Genomic DNA, 17,749 nt, shown 5'->3' with positions numbered 1-17,749 from the left:
AGTACACTTCGGAGGTTTTTCTCATGAAGTATGTTGATGGCTTTGTGGTTGCCGTACCCGCTGAAAACAAGGAGGCGTACATTGCGATGGCGGCAAAAGCAGCTCCGCTTTTCAAGGAGTTCGGTGCATTGCGCGTGGTGGAGTGCTGGGCAGATGATGTCCCCGACGGCAAACTGACCGATTTTCGCATGGCTGTGAAAGCGCAGGATCATGAAGAAGTGGTATTCAGCTGGATTGAATACCCTTCCAAAGAGGTCCGCGATGCGGCGAATCAGAAGATGATGTCCGATCCCCGTATGAAGGAATTCGGTGAATCTATGCCATTTGATGGCAAGCGAATGATCTACGGTGGATTTGCGCCCATTATGGAAGAGTGATGTGACTGGCTGTGCGGCGTGCCGCCAGCCATCTCACCATCAACAGCCATGCTAAAGCCGTTTTTCTGCCCACAGAATAAATTCCGCTTTCGGCAGCGCTTTACTGTAGAGCCAGCCCTGACCGTACTGCACGCCGTGCTGGCGTAGCCAGGCTTCCTGATTCTCGGTTTCAATACCTTCTGCCACCATCTCCAGCTTCAGCGTTTTCGCGATCTCGATGATATGCGGCGTGACGTTGTTGTACTCCAGCGCATCGACGAACGATTTGTCGATCTTCAAGATATCCACATCCAGATCCTGCAAATAGCTAAGACTTGAATAGCCGGTACCAAAGTCATCAATATAGATCGAATGGCCTGCCTGTCGGTATTTAGCAATAAACGGCGCGCTGTTTTTTGGGTCGGCAAATTCGCGTTCGGTCAGTTCCAGCGCGATTTGTGCAGGCTTAAGTTGCCAGTGGTTCACCTTCTGGCTTAACAGAGCAGGAAGCGTTTCGGAGGTCAGATCGGCTGACTCAAGGTTAATGGATATATGCTGGTGGGGATATTGACGCAACCATTTTCCTAAATCGTCAAATACGCTTTCAATAATCAAACGGGTGAGCGGCTCTGAAAGCCCGGTCTCTTGCGCCAGTGCGACGAAAATCTCAGGCGACAGATAGCTCCCGTCGGCCTGTGGCCAGCGAGCCAGCGCCTCTGCCCCGACCACTTTCCCCGTTTTGAGCGAGATAATCGGTTGGTAGTAGACCTTGATATCCCGATGCTGGATAGCGTCCTGCAACTGGTGATGAGGGGACTGCAAACGGCGCAAAATACGCAGAATAAAGGCTGCGGTGAGTAAGCCGAGAAGGATCCCTGCCGGCAGCCAGATTAGCGCTTGTCGGTGCCAGCTTTTTTGCAAAGGTACAGTGGATGCCCAGGTTACAACCGTAATGCCCAGTTCGGGGAAGGGGCGGGCGTTATAAATACTGCCGTCTTTCTGCAGATGGGTAATCGAATGTTCTAGTTGCACATGTTGTAAAACATCCGGTGGCAGATCGGTGCTACTGGCTACCACCGTGTTACGCGCGGTACCAATGATAGCGACTTCAATCGGCCATGAGCCAAACGGGATGACATCAATAAAAGAACCGGGATCGATCATCACGACGTAATGCTTGCTACCTAATGCCGCCATAAAACGCTTGATGCCCAAATCGTTTTGCATGGTCAACCATGCGTGGTAGCCATCGGGCGTGATTTTCATTGCTGGAGGAAACGCGGCTGCCCGGCTTCTTTTTTCCAGGGATGAGCATTGTGGAACGTTATCTTTGAGGTACAGCACTTCCTGAATATAGCGATAGCTATATGACAAACGACGCATTTCAAGCAGATGCTCTTCACTACAAGGTTCACCCTGAAAAGCTTCAATATGGCGCAACGCTTTTTTGGCCTGTTCACCTACGCGTTCCGTACGTAATGCGACTCGGGTTGAGAACATATCGAGTTCATCGATAAATTTCGTTTCGACCTGACGATGCGCCAGCCACAGGCTTAAACCTACGGGCGCGAGGATGGAAAGAAACAGCACCCCAGTCACCAGGCTTATCAGATGTCGTGTTATCACAGTGATATCCTTATTAACACAGCGTAGGGAAAGTATATCCGAAAGCCGAAAAAGCTATTCGATTGGCATCATATATTTACGGCCACTTATCATCCCGTTTAACTCTTAATCGCGTAAACCAGGTTGTGATTTATACAAGAGTGGTGTATTTTGGTTGTTATGTTATAACGTAACGAATTGAGGTTGCCATGAAGCCGGATATTCATCCTTTTTACCGTACTGTGGTGTTTCACGATACCAGCGCCAATGAATTTTTTAAGGTCGGCTCGACCATTAAAACGGAACGTGAGATTGAGTTTGAGGGGAAAATGTATCCGTACGTGACCCTGGATATCTCTTCCAAATCGCATCCGTACTATACCGGGAAACAAAAAACCTTTGATAACGAAGGCAGTGCAGCACGTTTCCAGAAACGTTTTGGTCATTTTATTGGCACTAAGCGAGGTTAAGATGCAGGTACTCAATTCACTTCGTAGTGCAAAACAGCGTCATCCTGACTGCCAGATAGTGAAACGCAAAGGGCGTTTGTACGTAATCTGTAAAACGAATCCGCGCTTTAAAGCTGTTCAGGGGCGTAAAAAAAGACGTTAGTTTCTTTACCAACATTTCAGGGATTAAAGTGCGTTTCCTTCACCGGGACGCACTTTTTTTATCTGCGTTGAGATGTGGTTACTGGCTGGTCTGGGGACGGGTTAGCGTAAAGACATCGTAGAACGAGAGTTCTCCCTTACGCGATATCATCTTTTGCAGCTGCGCTTTATGTTCGCTATCGACGGAAGGTGAGTGCAGGATGGTATCGATGAGTGAAGGGGGGACAAAGCGCGTGTTATACCATTCCCCGTTATAGCAAACTCTGAAATCCAGTACGTCGATATCTTCAAAGCGGTATCGCGGCGCAACGTCGAAAAAGAAAAACGCGTTGAGTATGACGAACAGAACCACCAGCAGCCATACTGAATCGACTAACGTTTCTGACTGCAGCATCACCGCCAGCGTGGCAAACCACGCAACATACATGCCGATGAACAGGCCGGGATGTTTGCGAATAAAGCTGATGCTAAAGCGCGGTTTGTTGTCGCGCTTTTCGCGAATATTTAAGTCGTCGATGGTTTCGGTAAGCAGGCGCTGTATTTCTGTCATCTCTTGCCTTTGTAGTGTCTGCGATATTCAGATGCGATCGCCCTATTTTAAAAGGGGATACCTTTTGAATAAAGTAACAGATTAACCACAATTTAGCATAACAGTTACATTTAAGATCACAGCGTTTTGATAATCCTGGCGGGATTGCCCCCAACCACGCAGTTTGCCGGAACGCTTTTCGTGACCACCGCGCCTGAGGCCACAACCACGTTATCACCCAACGTTACGCCAGGGTTTATCACTGCGCGTCCACCTATCCAGACGTTGTTGCCAATAGTCACGGGTTTGCCGAGCTCCATGCCACTGTTTCGCTCGGTGGCATCCAGCGGGTGGGTGGCGGTATAAATATGGACTCCTGGGGCTAACATGCAGTTGTCGCCAATATGGATCGGGCAGACGTCGAGCATAACGCAGTCGAAGTTGGCGTAAAATTCTTTACCGAGATAAATGTTATAGCCGTAATCACAACGAAAAGAGGGTTCAATGTAAGCCCCTTCGCTCTGGCCCAACAGCTCATGCAGGATAGCTTGTCGCGCATTTTTTTCATCGGGAGCGGTGAGATTGTAGCGATGGGTCAACTGACGAGCGCGTAGTCGGTCGTGGCGCAATGTTTCATCCGCCGGGCGATAAAGTTCACCGGCGATCATTTTTTGCTTTTCATTACTCATTACGAATTTCCTGTGTACTGGAGGTCATTTCAACACAGTAAAACGCAATGCAAACAAGGGGAACGTTCCCACTTCTTCGCTGTGATCGTAGTCACGTGATTTGATTTAAATAACCATTGTAAATACGAAAATGGTCAGCCAGACAAATGTACCGCTATACCTGACTTAACCCGTGAGCAATTAGCGAATGAATTTCCAAACAGAAGTTGGAATCTTGTCGTAGAGCTTATTCATAGTCAATTCAGCAAGGCGGTGATCTGCTGCTGAGTAAAATACAGCCAGTTCGTTGTCGGACAATTCATATTTATTTTTTTCAATAACGCGCTCAAGTGTGTCAATTGTCTGACAACGTCGCAGGCGCATCAAATAATCAGTTTTAGTTAATGGTTTATCGGACATAAATCTTACCTATGATTGTAATAATTTTTAACAAGACAAACTAACAGGATTAGCCCTGGTGGCATTGACAAAACAGCGAAACAGTCGATTACCTGACTTCCGCCATTTCTGCAGATCCTGCGTATTAATACCATAACTGCTGAACAACATAAAAGTGTCATCCAGGTATTCATCTATCTGCGCGATCAGCTTATTGTCCTCATTGTACTTAATTTTATAATTAAGTGCGAAGGTTGCAATATGCTCTATCAGTTCATTGAGCTGCAAGCTGGTGGCAGAGGTAGGGTCATTAACCCAGCCATGGTTACTTTGTTCAAGGTTTGCAAGACAGTCATGATACAGGGTTTCGCAGAGAAATTTAAGCTGCGCGATATCATGTCTTTTGGGTGAGTATTCATCCATAACGCATCCCCTTCTTCGTGGCTTAAACTAACCGAACACCTTCGGGATGGATACAACAGACTACCTGGAACTTGCCCGCGACTCCTGATGATTTAACTATAATCTAGTCTAAAAAAGATTTCATCGTCATATCACGAAAAATTACAATTATGCAAACTTATGATGTCAGGTCATTTTTACATTTTAACAGATAAATGCGGTTATTCGGAATCGGACAATTTCTTTATTCTTCGGGCAATCATCGAGTTATCTTGATTAGGTTTAGCAACGAAAGGTAACAATCGACAATGTGAACCGCTTACCAGGAATAATCTTAATATTTATTAAAGTAAATAAGAACTCTCAATGATTTTTAAGAATAGCCTTTAAGGCTACAGGGATTATATCGCTTATTTACCCTGGAGAAAATAAACGAAATAGCAATAAGTGATTTTTATGATTTTTCCAGAAAAAAGGCCGCTTGCGCGGCCTTATCTTTAGAGATCTATCAGTGATGGTCTACTGAGTGGCTATGCTCAAGATCTTCACTTTTGCGGCTAAAGCGGCGGCGTACCACCACAAAGAACACCGGAACAAAGAAGATAGCCAACACGGTTGCCGTCACCATCCCGCCCATTACGCCAGTACCAACGGCGTTCTGCGCGCCGGAGCCTGCGCCGGAGCTGATAACCAGCGGCATTACGCCCAGAATAAAGGCCAGCGATGTCATCAGGATCGGACGTAAACGCATGCGGACCGCATCCAGCGTCGCCTCTATCAGACCTTTACCCTCTTTATCCATCAAGTCTTTGGCGAATTCGACGATAAGTATCGCGTTCTTCGCTGACAACCCAATGGTTGTCAGCAGGCCTACCTGGAAGTAAACGTCGTTGGTCAGGCCGCGGAACGTTGCCGCCAGCAATGCACCGATAACACCTAACGGTACCACCAGCATGACGGAGAACGGAATTGACCAGCTCTCGTACAATGCCGCCAGACACAGGAATACGACAATCAGTGAAATGGCATACAGAGCAGGGGCCTGGTTGCCGGACAGTCGTTCCTGGTAGGACATACCGGTCCAGTCATAGCCGATACCGGATGGCAGTTTGCTGGCCAGTTCCTCCATCATTGCCATGGCTTCACCGGTACTTTTACCCGGTGCGGCCTGGCCTAAGATTTCCATGGAAGGCAGACCGTTATAGCGTTCCAGACGCGGTGAACCATATTCCCAACGTGAGGTAGAGAAGGCGGAGAACGGTACCATCTGTCCATCGCTGCCGCGGACATACCAGTTTCCAATATCTTCCGGCAACATACGGTATTTCGCTTCAGACATGATGTAAACTTTCTTCACACGACCACGGTCGATGAAGTCATTTACGTAGCTTCCGCCCCATGCTGCACCCAGCGTTGTATTAATATCACTAATGGATACACCCAGAGCCTGCGCTTTTTCCTGATCGATATCGATCTTGAACTGCGGCGTGTCTTCCAGACCGTTAGGACGTACGCCGACTAACAGATCAGGATGTTTCGCAACTTCACCAAACAGCTGGTTACGCGCCTGAGTCAGCTTCTCATGACCTAAACCTGCCTGGTCAATCAGCTGGAAGTCGAAACCGGTCGCGGTCCCTAACTCCACAATCGCTGGCAGGTTAAAAGCGAAGACCATCGCGTCTTTAATCTGCGAGAATGCGCCCATCGCACGTTGAGTAATTGCCTCAACCTTGTTCTCCTCGCCTGGACGTTCACTCCAGTCTTTCAGAGACACGAACGCGATACCGGTGTTCTGACCACGTCCTGCAAAACCGAAGCCGTTAACGGCAAACACCGATTCAACGTTCGCTTTTTCTTTGGTCAGATAGTAATCCGTCATTTCGTCCAGCACCTTCTGGGTACGCTCTTGCGTTGCACCCGCTGGCAGCTGAGCCATTGACAGGAATACCCCTTGGTCTTCATCCGGCAGGAACGAGCTTGGCAGACGAACGAACAGATAGGCCATACCCACGACGATGATCAGATACAGCGCCAGATAACGACCGGTGCTGCGCAGAATTCCGCCCACGCTGTCGGTGTAATGGTGCGTGCTCTTATCGAACATGCGGTTAAACCAGCCGAAGAAACCTTTTTTGCCTTCTCCGTGATCGCCTTTAGCAACCGGTTTGAGCATGGTCGCACACAGGGCAGGGGTCAGAATCAATGCCACCAGGACTGATAACGCCATCGCCGAAACAATGGTGATGGAGAACTGACGGTAAATTGCACCGGTAGATCCCCCGAAGAAGGCCATCGGAATAAATACCGCTGACAGCACCATAGCGATACCAACCAGTGCGCCCTGAATCTGGCCCATCGATTTACGTGTTGCTTCCTTCGGCGGTAGCCCTTCCTCAGCCATTACACGTTCAACGTTCTCGACCACAACGATGGCGTCATCCACCAACAGGCCGATGGCGAGCACCATCCCGAACATCGTCAGCGTGTTTATCGAGAAGCCGAAAATCGCAAGGACGGCAAACGTACCCAATAGCACCACCGGCACGGCGATAGTCGGAATCAGCGTCGCGCGGAAGTTCTGCAGGAACAGATACATTACCAGGAACACGAGGATGATGGCTTCCGCCAGCGTTTTCACTACTTCGTGAATAGAGATTTTCACGAACGGCGTGGTGTCATACGGGTAAACGATCTTCAGACCTGACGGGAAGAACGGTTCCATCTTCTTCAGTTCATCGCGGATAGCGTTTGCGGTGTCCAGGGCGTTAGCGCCTGTCGCCAGCTTGATACCCAGACCGGATGCCGGTTTACCGTTGAACTTCGCAATGATGTCGTAGTTCTCACCACCCAGTTCGACTTTCGCTACGTCACGCAGACGCACCTGGGAACCGTCCTGATTCACTTTCAGCAGAATTTTGCTGAACTCATCGGCGGAGGTCAGACGGGTTTGCGCGATGATCGAAGCGTTAAGCTGCTGGCCTTTCACCGGCGGCGTACCGCCTAACTGACCGGCTGCAACCTGGGCGTTCTGCGCTTTGATGGCGCTGATCACATCAACCGGCGTCAGCTGGAAGTTATTCAGTTTGTTCGGATCCATCCAGATGCGCATCGCGTACTGGGAACCGAACAGCTGAACATCACCCACACCTGAAGTACGGCTGATGGCATCCTTCATGTTGGCGCCCACGTAGTCGGAAATATCCTCCTGCGTCATGGTGCCGTTGGTGTTGATTACGCCGACAACCATCAGGAAGCTACTGGATGATTTCTCAACGCTCACACCCTGTTGTTGTACTTCCTGCGGCAGAAGCGGCATTGCCAGCTGCAGTTTGTTCTGCACCTGTACCTGCGCGATATCCGCATCAGTACCAGACTGAAAGGTAAGCGTGATCTGCACGGTACCCGTGGAGTCACTGTTTGAGGACATGTACATCAGGTTATCGATACCGTTCATATTCTGTTCGATAACCTGCGTAACAGTATCCTGTACTGTTTTGGCATCAGCGCCAGGGTAGGTCGCGGAGATCGTCACTGCTGGCGGTGCAATAGTCGGATATTGCGCTACCGGCAATTTGAGGATCGCGAGCCCCCCTGCCAACATGATGATAATGGCGATCACCCACGCAAATATTGGGCGATCGATAAAGAAATTAGGCATGTCTTAACGGCTCCTGTTTAAGTTAAGACTTGGACTGTTCAGGCTGGCTACCGCTTGCACCTTGCTGGTTGTTATCAGCGGTGACTTCCTGCGCTTTTACCTGCGCGCCAGGACGTACTTTTTGCAGCCCAGTGACAATCACGCGGTCGCCCGGTTTAAGTCCATCAGTGACTAACCATTTGTCGCCAATCGCTTGTGCGGCGACAATTTGACGGGTTTCAACTTTGTTGTCTGCACCGATAACCAATGCACTGGCATCGCCACGCGGTGTGCGGGTAACGCCTTGCTGTGGAACCAGTAATGCAGTTGGGTTAGTCCCTTCTTCCAGACGAGCACGGACGAACATACCCGGCAGTAAGGTGTGATCCGGGTTAGGGAAGATTGCGCGCAACGTAATCGACCCGGTGGTTTGATCTACCGTGACATCAGAAAATTCCAGCGTACCGGACTGCGGGAATTTAATGCCGTCATTGGTCACCAGTTCGACTTTCGCTTTACCGTTTTCTTGCTTCAGCGTGCCGTTGGCCAACTCTTGTTTCAGGCGCAGGAAATCGTTGCTTGACTGCGTCACGTCCACATAGATGGGATCCAACTGCTGAACGGTTGCCAGTGCGGTTGCCTGACCGTTTTGCACCAGAGCGCCTTCAGTAACGGATGATTTACCAATGCGGCCGCTGATCGGCGACGTCACTTTGGTATAAGCCAGATTGATGCGTGCAGTTTCTACCGCGGCTTTCGCGGCGACAACGGAGGCGTTCGCCTGCTGTGCGTCTGCCAGTGCACTATCGTAATCCTGTTGACTGATGTACTTAGTACCCAACAGTTTCTGATAACGTTTGACCGTCAGTTGAGCGATATTTGCTGCGGCTTGTGCTTTTGCCAGATCGCCTTTTGCGCTTTCATAAGCGGCCTGGTAAGTAGCAGGATCAATCTGATAGAGAGATACACCCGCTTCGATGTCACCACCTTCCGTGAAATTACGCTTCAGGATAATACCGCTAACCTGAGGACGAACTTCTGCAATGCGATACGCACTGGTGCGACCCGGGAGTTCGGTTGTTATCTGTAGAGGTTCAGTTTTGAGCGTAACAACTCCAACCTCTGGCATCTGCTGGCCCCCTTGTTGGGCCTGTTTGTCGTCACATCCTGTTAGCGCTAAGCTGCCTGAGAGCATCAGAACGACTGCCAGAGGCGTTAACCCTCTGTTTTTGTTCATATGTAAACCTCGAGTGTCCGATTTCAAATTGATCAATGGCTGAAAGCCCATAAACCCATTGCTGCGTTTATATTATCGTCGTGCTATGGTACATACATTCACAAATGTATGTAAATCTAACGCCTGTAAATTCACTGACCTATGGCACGAAAAACCAAACAACAAGCACAGGAAACTCGACAGCACATTCTCGATGTCGCTCTGCGTTTGTTTTCGCAACAAGGGGTATCATCCACCTCGCTTGCGGAGATCGCAGCAGCCGCTGGTGTCACGCGCGGCGCGATCTATTGGCATTTCAAAAACAAATCGGATTTATTCAGTGAAATCTGGGAGCTAGCAAAACCTAACATTGATGAGTTAGAGACTGAGTATCAGGCAAAATTCCCCGACAATCCACTATCAGTATTAAGAGAAATTTTAATTTACGTTCTTGAAGCTACCGTGACAGAAGAACGTCGGCGTTTATTGTTGGAAATTATATTCCACAAATGCGAATTTGTCGGGGAAATGGCCTCAGTTCAGCTAGCTCAACGTAGTCTGTGTATTGAAAATTACGACCGTATCGAACAAACATTGCGGCACTGCATGAACGCCAACATGCTGCCGGAAAATCTGAACACGCGTCGCGTGGCGGTACTGCTGCGTAGTTATGTTACCGGAATTATCGAGAACTGGTTATTTGCCCCTGAATCTTTTGATCTGAAAAAAGAGGCACGGGAATACGTCGCCGTGCTGCTTGAGATGTGTCTTCTCTGCCCAACCTTGCGGGTTAACGTAACGGAAACCTGTTAACTCTCTGGGTCCGCACCAGGAATTCTCCTGGTCATTTTGCCTCCTGCTATTCTGCCGGTCACAGCCGTGATATTCTTGCCGCTTGACTATTTTCGGTCACTTTTCCGGTTCAGAAACCTTCATTCTCATGACTATGTTGCAGCTCTATAAACGTTCACAGCATCTTATTGCTATTACCATTCTTTTCTTCATTCTTTTGCTATCCTGCCAGTCATCTGCATTTGCGCGGGCGCAACAGAGTGGTGAACTGCCGACGAAAGCGGATATTCAGAGCCAGTTAGACACGCTGAATAAACAAAAAGATCTCTCCGCACAGGATAAGCTGGTTCAACAGGATCTCATCGATACCATTGCCACGCTGGATAAAATCGATCGTGTGAAGGATGAAACCGTACAGCTTCGGCAAAAAGTTGCCCAGGCGCCGGAGAAAATGCGTCAGGCGACGGATGCGCTAAATTCGCTTAGCGATGTTGATAATGACGATGAAACGCGAAAAACGCTGAGTACGCTCTCCTTGCGACAGCTTGAGTCGCGCGTGTCGCAGGTCCTGGATGACCTGCAAAGCTCGCAAAACGATCTGGCCGCTTACAACAGCCAACTGGTATCGCTGCAGACACAGCCAGAGCGTGTACAAAATGCGATGTACACCGCGTCGCAACAGATGCAGCAAATCCGCAATCGACTCGATGGCACCACTGTGGGAGAGGCGGCTTTACGCCCCAGCCAGCAGGTGCTGCTGCAGGCGCAGCAAGCGTTGCTGAACGCGCAGATCGACCAGCAGCGTAAGAGCCTCGAAGGGAATACCGTTTTGCAGGATACCCTGCAAAAACAACGCGATTATGTGACGGCGCATAGTAACCGCCTTGAACACCAGCTCCAGCTCCTGCAAGAGGCGGTGAACAGCAAACGACTGACGTTAACCGAAAAGACGGCACAGGAAGCGGTAACGCCGGACGAAGCCGAGCGTATTCAGTCCAATCCGTTAGTGAAGCAGGAACTTGATGTTAACCATCAGCTCAGCCAGCGCCTGATTGCCGCGACTGAAAACGGCAACAGCCTGATGCAGCAAAATATCAAGGTCAAAAACTGGCTTGACCGCGCGCTGCAATCCGAACGCAACATTAAAGAGCAGATCGCCGTCCTGAAAGGCAGTCTGCTGCTGTCGCGCATTTTATATCAGCAACAACAAACGCTGCCGTCGGCGGATGAGCTTGCCGATATGACCAACCGGATCGCCGATTTGCGTCTGGAGCAGTTCGAAGTCAACCAGCAGCGCGATACGTTGTTCCAGAATGATGCGTTTGTCGCCAAACTGGAAGAAGGACACAGCAACGACGTTAACCCTGAAGTCCATGATGCCCTGCTGCAGGTCGTGGATATGCGTCGTGAACTGTTGGATCAGCTAAATAAGCAGCTGGGCAACCAGTTGATGATGGCGATTAATCTGCAAATCAACCAGCAGCAGTTAATGAGCGTGTCGAAAAACCTGAAAGAGATCCTCACGCAGCAAATCTTCTGGGTTAACAGTAACCGTCCGATGGACTGGGACTGGATCAAAGCCTTCCCGCAAACCCTAAAAGACCAGTTTAAGTCGATGAAAATCACAGTGAACTGGGAAAAAGCCTGGCCCGCCGTGTTTATTGCGTTCCTGGCAGGGCTGCCGTTGCTGCTTATCGCCGGGTTAATCCGCTGGCGTTTGAAGTGGCTGAAGGATTATCAGGCAAAATTAGCCGCCGCGGTGGGGAACCTGCGCAATGACAGTCAGCTTAATACGCCAAAAGCGATTCTGATCGATCTCATCAGAGCCTTGCCGGCGTGTCTGATTATCCTCGCGGTGGGTCTGATTCTGCTGACTATGCAGCTGAATATTAGCGACCTGCTGTGGGCGTTCAGTAAGAAGATGACCATCTTCTGGCTGGTGTTTGGTCTGTGCTGGAAGGTGCTGGAAAAAGATGGCGTGGCGATACGTCATTTTGGCATGCCAGCGAAGCAGACCAGCCACTGGCGTCGCCAGATTGTGCGTATTAGCCTTGCGCTGTTGCCGCTTAACTTCTGGTCGGTCATTGCTGAGCTGTCGCCGCTTAATTTGATGGACGATGTGCTTGGCCAGGTGGTCATTTTCCTCAACCTGCTGCTGATCGCCTTCTTGGTATGGCCAATGTGCCGCGAAAGCTGGCGTGACAAAGAGTCGCATGGTCTGCGTCTGGTCACCATTACCGTGCTGTCTATTATTCCGATTGCATTAATGGTGCTGACGGCGACAGGGTATTTCTACACCACGCTGCGCCTGGCGGGCCGCTGGATTGAAACGGTCTATCTGGTTATCCTCTGGAATCTGCTGTACCAGACGGTGCTGCGAGGGTTGAGCGTAGCGGCACGCCGTATCGCCTGGCGTCGAGCGTTAGCGCGTCGTCAGAACCTGGTGAAAGAAGGGGCCGAAGGCGCAGAGCCGCAGGAAGAACCGACTATTGCGCTGGAGCAGGTTAACCAGCAAACGCTGCGTATAACCATGCTGGTGATGGTTGCCCTGTTTGGTGTTCTGTTCTGGGCCATTTGGTCTGATTTGATCACCGTGTTCAGCTATCTCGACAGCATAACGCTCTGGCATTACAACGGCACCGAAGCGGGTGCGGCAGTGGTGAAAGACGTCACCATGGGCAGCCTGTTGTTTGCGATTATTGCGTCAATGGTCGCGTGGGCGCTGATCCGCAACTTACCCGGCCTGCTGGAAGTGCTGGTGCTCTCGCGACTGAAGATGCGCCAGGGGGCTTCTTATGCGATCACCACGATCCTGAATTACGCCATCATCGCCATCGGTGCGATGACGGTCTTCGGATCGCTCGGCGTTTCGTGGGATAAGCTACAGTGGCTGGCCGCTGCTCTCTCGGTTGGTCTTGGTTTCGGCTTGCAGGAAATTTTCGGTAACTTTGTTTCCGGTCTGATTATTCTGTTTGAACGCCCGGTACGCATCGGCGATACCGTGACCATCGGTACGTTCTCCGGAACGGTCAGCAAGATCCGCATCCGTGCCACCACCATTACTGACTTCGATCGTAAAGAGGTGATCATCCCGAACAAAGCATTCGTGACGGAGCGTTTGATCAACTGGTCGCTCTCCGATACCACCACGCGTCTGGTGATCCGCATTGGCGTGGCCTATGGTTCGGATCTGGACAAAGTGAAGAAGGTGCTGTTGCAGGCGGCGACAGAACACCCGAAAGTGATGCACGATCCGGAGCCTGCAGTGTTCTTTACCGCCTTCGGTGCCAGCACGCTGGATCATGAGCTGCGTTTATACGTGCGTGAATTGCGCGATCGTAGCCACACGGTTGATGAACTTAACCGGGCGGTCGATCGTTTGTGCCGTGAAAATGACATTGATATCGCCTTTAACCAGCTCGAAGTTCACCTGCATAACGCGAAAGGTGACACCGTGACCGAGGTAAAACGTGACATCATTAAAGGTGACGATCCGACGCCTTCGGTAGGTTAACAGAAATAATCATCAGGCCTGCGAGCTTCGATTCATTCGTAGGCCTGATAAGTGCAACGCCATCAGGTTTTCAGTTACAGCTCTTTTTTAGATAAAGAGAGCAGTTTCTTCTCGTAATCCTGCTTCACAATCTCCAGTGCTTTCAGAACTGTTTCAGGCTCCATCTGATTCTCTTCAAGCAGGACAATCAAATCGACGGCCAGTTTGACTTCATCTGGGGCGTTCTCTAATGACATAAATTCTCCGGGGATTAGCGGGTTAAACGCGCCAGCACGTTATCTATTCTTGCCAGTGCATGACGACAGCGTGCCAGTCGTGCTTCGAATGCCTCTACTTCGCGATGCAGTTTTTGCTGTTCTTCAAAGCCCGTAACCTGTGCCAGGCGTTCTTTACGTTCACGCGTCATTTCAACCAGGCGGCGCTCAAACTCCTGGTGTTGAACTCGCTTACGCTGCCAGCGTGCCAGGCCAGGAGAGGCGCTGTCCCACTCCCGGAGCGACCAACTGGCGGTTTCACGTGAAATCGCCTCTAACTGTGAGGCAAGGTGTTCCGTAAGCCAGGTAATTTGTGGTAGTTGTTGCTGTTCAACTGCGCGACGTAGAGCAGTGAGATTATCATCAGCTTCATCCAGACAGGCCTGTAGCAACGTGCTGCGGGTGTGAAACAGATGCCTGTCAAAGCGGGCGCTAAGCGTGGCATGGTGTGCCAGTGGGGCACAACGCTGCCGCAAGCGGTTAAGCTGGTTTTCGAGCGTCTGAAGCAGCATGACGGTTTTCACGACAACACTCCGATGAAAATGAGAACTGTTATGATAAAGTAGCGATTCTCTGTGTTAAGTATTCATATTATGCAACGCATTATTCTAATCATCATAGGCTGGATAGCGGTAGTGTTAGGAACGCTGGGCGTTGTATTGCCTCTGTTGCCGACAACGCCGTTTATCTTGCTGGCCGCCTGGTGTTTTGCTCGCTCGTCGCCGCGTTTTCACGACTGGTTGCTGTACCGTTCGTGGTTCGGCGGGTATCTGCGCCACTGGCAAAAACACCGCGCGATGCCGCCGGGAGCAAAGCCGCGCGCTATTTTGTTGATCCTGGTAACGTTTAGTATTTCACTGTGGCTGGTCAATATGATGTGGGTACGCGGCCTGCTGCTGGTTATTCTCGCCTGTTTACTGATTTTTATGTGGCGGATCCCGGTGATTGATGAAAAACAACAAAAGCAGTAAAGCGCAATAAACGCTGTTGCAATTGTCTCTCACAGCCAGTAAATTCGACCGTTTTCGAGCACAGGCGCAGGTGGTCAAAGGTTAAGCAAATATAACCTTGGCTCTTATACAGACACAAAATCATTCAAGATACGTCGAGGATGAAGTGTATAGTGCGCCGTGAAGTAATACTGTATTAATCAGGCACAAACTTATGACCGCGACTGCACAGCAGCTTGAGTTTCTCAAAAATAGCATCAAAAGCATCCACGATTACCCAAAACCGGGCATTCTTTTTCGTGATGTCACCAGTTTACTGGAAGACCCGAAAGCCTACGCCCTCAGTATTGAATTGCTGGTTGAACGCTACAAAAATGCGGGTATCACTAAAGTGGTTGGTACCGAAGCGCGTGGCTTCCTGTTTGGCGCGCCGGTAGCGTTGGGTCTGGGCGTTGGTTTTGTTCCGGTACGTAAACCCCGTAAGCTTCCGCGTGAAGTTATTGCTGAGAGCTATGAGCTGGAATACGGCACCGATCAACTGGAAATCCACGTAGATGCCATCAAACCTGGTGATAAAGTTCTGGTTGTGGACGACCTGCTGGCAACCGGCGGCACAATTGAAGCGACCGTGAAACTGATCCGCCGTCTGGGTGGTGAAGTGACCGATGCTGCATTTATCATTAACCTGTTTGATCTTGGCGGCGAGCAGCGTCTGGAAAAGCAGGGGCTGACCTGTTATAGCCTGGTTCCATTCCCGGGCCACTAATTTCGGGCTATCTTATCTCGGCAGATTAATACCGAGACACACAACCTCGCCGTCGCTGCGAGGTTGTGTTAGCATTATCTCCCTGTGAATCCACCCTCCAGCCTTTCAGAGCCTGCCAATGAGTTATCAGGTCTTAGCCCGAAAATGGCGCCCACAAACCTTTGCTGACGTCGTCGGCCAGGAACATGTGCTGACGGCACTGGCGAACGGCTTGTCGTTAGGGCGTATTCATCATGCTTATTTGTTTTCCGGCACCCGTGGCGTCGGGAAAACGTCAATCGCCCGTTTGCTGGCGAAGGGATTAAACTGTGAAACCGGCATCACCGCTACGCCGTGCGGCGTGTGTGATAACTGCCGTGAAATCGAGCAGGGGCGCTTTGTCGATCTGATTGAAATCGACGCCGCGTCACGCACCAAAGTCGAAGACACCCGTGACCTGCTGGATAACGTCCAGTACGCGCCAGCGCGCGGTCGCTTTAAGGTCTATTTGATTGACGAAGTGCACATGCTGTCGCGCCACAGTTTTAACGCCTTGCTGAAAACGCTCGAAGAGCCGCCCGCACACGTTAAGTTCCTGCTGGCGACCACCGATCCGCAGAAGCTGCCGGTGACTATCCTGTCGCGCTGTCTGCAATTCCATCTTAAAGCGTTGGATGTCGAACAGATTCGCCATCAGCTTGAGCATATCCTCAAAGAAGAGCATATCGCCCATGAGCCACGTGCGTTGCAACTGCTGGCTCGCGCCGCGGACGGCAGCCTGCGCGATGCGCTGAGCCTGACCGATCAAGCGATCGCCAGCGGCGATGGTCAGGTCTCGACCGACGCGGTCAGCACCATGCTTGGTACGCTGGACGACGACCAGGCGCTTTCGCTGGTTGAAGCGGTTGTGGCTGCGGACGGCGAACGCGTTATGACGCTGGTGAACGATGCCGCCGCGCGCGGTATTGAATGGGAAGCGCTACTGGTTGAGATGTCGGCTCTGCTGCATCGTATTGCCATGGTTCAGCTTTCACCTGCCGCGCTCGGCAGCGATATGGCCGCCATTGAACAGCGTATGCGCGAACTGGCGCGAATCGTCCCGCCAACCGATGTGCAGCTTTACTACCAGACCCTGTTAATCGGGCGCAAAGAACTGCCGTATGCGCCGGACAGGCGAATGGGCGTTGAAATGACGCTGCTACGTGCGCTGGCTTTTCATCCGCGCATGCCGCTCCCGGAACCTGAAGCCCCGCGACAGTCTTTTGCCCCGGTCGCCCCCACTGCGGTGATGAACCCGACGCAGGTGCCGCAGCAGCCTGCGGCAGCGCAACAGCAACAGAATGTACCGCTCTCCGATGCTACCAGCCAGGTGCTGGCGGCACGCAGCCAGCTGCAACGCGCTCAGGGAGCAACCAAACCAAAAAAGAGTGAACCGGCAGCCGCTTCCCGCGCGCGGCCGGTGAATAATGCTGCGCTGGAAAGACTGGCTTCGGTGTCGGAACGTGTTCAGGCGCGTCCAGCGGTCTCTGCGCTGGAAAAAGCGCCAGCGAAGAAAGAAGCGTATCGCTGGAAAGCGACCAATCCTGTTGCAGAAGTCAAAGAGGTCGTCGCTACGCCGAAAGCGCTGAAAAAAGCGCTTGAGCATGAAAAAACGCCAGAACTGGCGGCAAAGCTGGCGGCTGAGGCCATCGAACGCGACCCGTGGGCTGCACAGGTAAGCCAGCTCTCGCTGCCTAAACTGGTGGAGCAGGTGGCGCTTAATGCCTGGAAAGAAGAGAATGGCAACGTGGTTTGCCTGCACCTGCGTTCCACGCAGCGACACCTTAACTCCAGCGGCGCGCAGCAAAAACTGGCCGAAGCATTGAGTTCCTTAACGGGGTCAACGGTTGAATTGACCATCGTTGAAGATGATAATCCAGCGGTGCGCACGCCGCTGGAGTGGCGTCAGGCCATTTATGAAGAGAAACTCGCGCAGGCGCGTGAGTCGATTATTGCGGATAATAACATTCAGACGCTGCGTCGTTTTTTCGATGCGGACCTGGACGAAGAGAGTATTCGCCCCATTTGATCG

The 17,749-nt window shown here is 51.1% G+C and carries 17 protein-coding genes and 1 other annotated feature; of the genes, 8 read left to right on the top strand and 9 right to left on the bottom strand.

Annotation, left to right across the window (positions count from 1 at the left end; all coding sequences use genetic code 11):
* Window positions 1-23 precede the first annotated feature (23 nt).
* Window positions 24-377: a DUF1428 domain-containing protein gene (locus tag HV314_RS18870; RefSeq protein WP_003831033.1), complete on the top strand. Its 354-nt coding sequence runs from the start codon at window positions 24-26 to the stop codon at window positions 375-377.
* Between the two features lie 51 nt (window positions 378-428).
* On the opposite strand, the gene HV314_RS18865 is transcribed toward HV314_RS18870, so the two are convergent.
* Complete coding sequence (locus tag HV314_RS18865; protein ID WP_047416867.1) at window positions 429-1,982, bottom strand: EAL domain-containing protein; 1,554 nt, start codon at window positions 1,980-1,982, stop codon at window positions 429-431.
* Window positions 1,983-2,170: 188 nt separating this feature from the next.
* Here HV314_RS18865 and HV314_RS18860 point away from each other — a divergent pair, with 188 nt between their 5' ends.
* The gene (locus HV314_RS18860) at window positions 2,171-2,431 is read left to right on the top strand and encodes a type B 50S ribosomal protein L31 (protein WP_016152070.1); all 261 of its coding nucleotides are present in this window, start codon (window positions 2,171-2,173) and stop codon (window positions 2,429-2,431) included.
* A gap of 1 nt (window position 2,432) precedes the next feature.
* Window positions 2,433-2,573: a type B 50S ribosomal protein L36 gene (ykgO, locus tag HV314_RS18855; RefSeq protein WP_005125190.1), complete on the top strand. Its 141-nt coding sequence runs from the start codon at window positions 2,433-2,435 to the stop codon at window positions 2,571-2,573.
* A gap of 78 nt (window positions 2,574-2,651) precedes the next feature.
* Here ykgO and HV314_RS18850 read toward each other — a convergent pair whose 3' ends face one another.
* The 6 genes from HV314_RS18850 to acrA all read right to left on the bottom strand — a co-directional run bounded on the left by HV314_RS18850 (window position 2,652) and on the right by acrA (window position 9,444).
* Window positions 2,652-3,122 (bottom strand): YlaC family protein, encoded by a 471-nt coding sequence (locus tag HV314_RS18850; RefSeq protein WP_016152071.1) that lies wholly within the window; start codon window positions 3,120-3,122, stop codon window positions 2,652-2,654.
* A 116-nt stretch (window positions 3,123-3,238) separates the two neighbouring features.
* Window positions 3,239-3,790, bottom strand: coding sequence for a maltose O-acetyltransferase (maa, locus tag HV314_RS18845; RefSeq protein WP_016152072.1), 552 nt, complete (start codon window positions 3,788-3,790; stop codon window positions 3,239-3,241).
* A gap of 180 nt (window positions 3,791-3,970) precedes the next feature.
* Window positions 3,971-4,189 carry an HHA domain-containing protein gene (locus HV314_RS18840; RefSeq protein ID WP_002892050.1) on the bottom strand — a complete coding sequence of 73 codons (219 nt, stop codon included), beginning with the start codon at window positions 4,187-4,189 and terminating at the stop codon, window positions 3,971-3,973.
* 27 nt (window positions 4,190-4,216) lie between these two features.
* Window positions 4,217-4,591 (bottom strand): Hha toxicity modulator TomB, encoded by a 375-nt coding sequence (gene tomB / locus HV314_RS18835; protein ID WP_003021733.1) that lies wholly within the window; start codon window positions 4,589-4,591, stop codon window positions 4,217-4,219.
* A 487-nt stretch (window positions 4,592-5,078) separates the two neighbouring features.
* On the bottom strand, window positions 5,079-8,228 hold the full coding sequence (gene acrB, locus HV314_RS18830; protein ID WP_016152073.1) for an efflux RND transporter permease AcrB: 3,150 nt from the start codon (window positions 8,226-8,228) through the stop codon (window positions 5,079-5,081).
* A gap of 22 nt (window positions 8,229-8,250) precedes the next feature.
* Window positions 8,251-9,444 (bottom strand): multidrug efflux RND transporter periplasmic adaptor subunit AcrA, encoded by a 1,194-nt coding sequence (gene acrA, locus HV314_RS18825; RefSeq protein WP_094760920.1) that lies wholly within the window; start codon window positions 9,442-9,444, stop codon window positions 8,251-8,253.
* Window positions 9,445-9,585: 141 nt separating this feature from the next.
* Between acrA and acrR the strand changes: the two genes are divergently transcribed.
* Together acrR and mscK are read left to right on the top strand one after the other, a co-directional pair.
* Window positions 9,586-10,236 carry a multidrug efflux transporter transcriptional repressor AcrR gene (gene acrR / locus HV314_RS18820; protein WP_151222886.1) on the top strand — a complete coding sequence of 217 codons (651 nt, stop codon included), beginning with the start codon at window positions 9,586-9,588 and terminating at the stop codon, window positions 10,234-10,236.
* A gap of 127 nt (window positions 10,237-10,363) precedes the next feature.
* Complete coding sequence (gene mscK, locus HV314_RS18815; protein ID WP_016152076.1) at window positions 10,364-13,729, top strand: mechanosensitive channel MscK; 3,366 nt, start codon at window positions 10,364-10,366, stop codon at window positions 13,727-13,729.
* A gap of 74 nt (window positions 13,730-13,803) precedes the next feature.
* Here the strand turns inward: mscK and rsmS are convergent, their stop codons facing one another.
* On the bottom strand, window positions 13,804-13,965 hold the full coding sequence (rsmS, locus tag HV314_RS18810; protein WP_016155875.1) for a pleiotropic regulatory protein RsmS: 162 nt from the start codon (window positions 13,963-13,965) through the stop codon (window positions 13,804-13,806).
* Window positions 13,966-13,979: 14 nt separating this feature from the next.
* Window positions 13,980-14,507 (bottom strand): primosomal replication protein N'', encoded by a 528-nt coding sequence (priC, locus tag HV314_RS18805; protein ID WP_016152078.1) that lies wholly within the window; start codon window positions 14,505-14,507, stop codon window positions 13,980-13,982.
* 69 nt (window positions 14,508-14,576) lie between these two features.
* Between priC and HV314_RS18800 the strand changes: the two genes are divergently transcribed.
* From HV314_RS18800 to dnaX, 3 genes are all read left to right on the top strand, one after another.
* On the top strand, window positions 14,577-14,954 hold the full coding sequence (locus HV314_RS18800; RefSeq protein ID WP_029139439.1) for a DUF454 family protein: 378 nt from the start codon (window positions 14,577-14,579) through the stop codon (window positions 14,952-14,954).
* A 193-nt stretch (window positions 14,955-15,147) separates the two neighbouring features.
* On the top strand, window positions 15,148-15,699 hold the full coding sequence (apt, locus tag HV314_RS18795) for an adenine phosphoribosyltransferase (protein WP_006685676.1): 552 nt from the start codon (window positions 15,148-15,150) through the stop codon (window positions 15,697-15,699).
* 118 nt (window positions 15,700-15,817) lie between these two features.
* Window positions 15,818-17,746 (top strand): DNA polymerase III subunit gamma/tau, encoded by a 1,929-nt coding sequence (gene dnaX / locus HV314_RS18790; RefSeq protein ID WP_019076181.1) that lies wholly within the window; start codon window positions 15,818-15,820, stop codon window positions 17,744-17,746.
* Window positions 17,079-17,143: a sequence feature (DnaX frameshifting element), on the top strand. Its footprint overlaps the gene before it by 65 nt.
* Window positions 17,747-17,749: the final 3 nt, after the last annotated feature.

This window comes from Citrobacter sp. RHBSTW-00887 (assembly GCF_013728095.1).
Classification (GTDB): Bacteria; Pseudomonadota; Gammaproteobacteria; order Enterobacterales; family Enterobacteriaceae; genus Citrobacter; species Citrobacter braakii.
The sequence above is the reverse complement of the archived record's forward strand: the minus strand, read 5'-3'. Positions and strand labels throughout refer to the sequence as shown.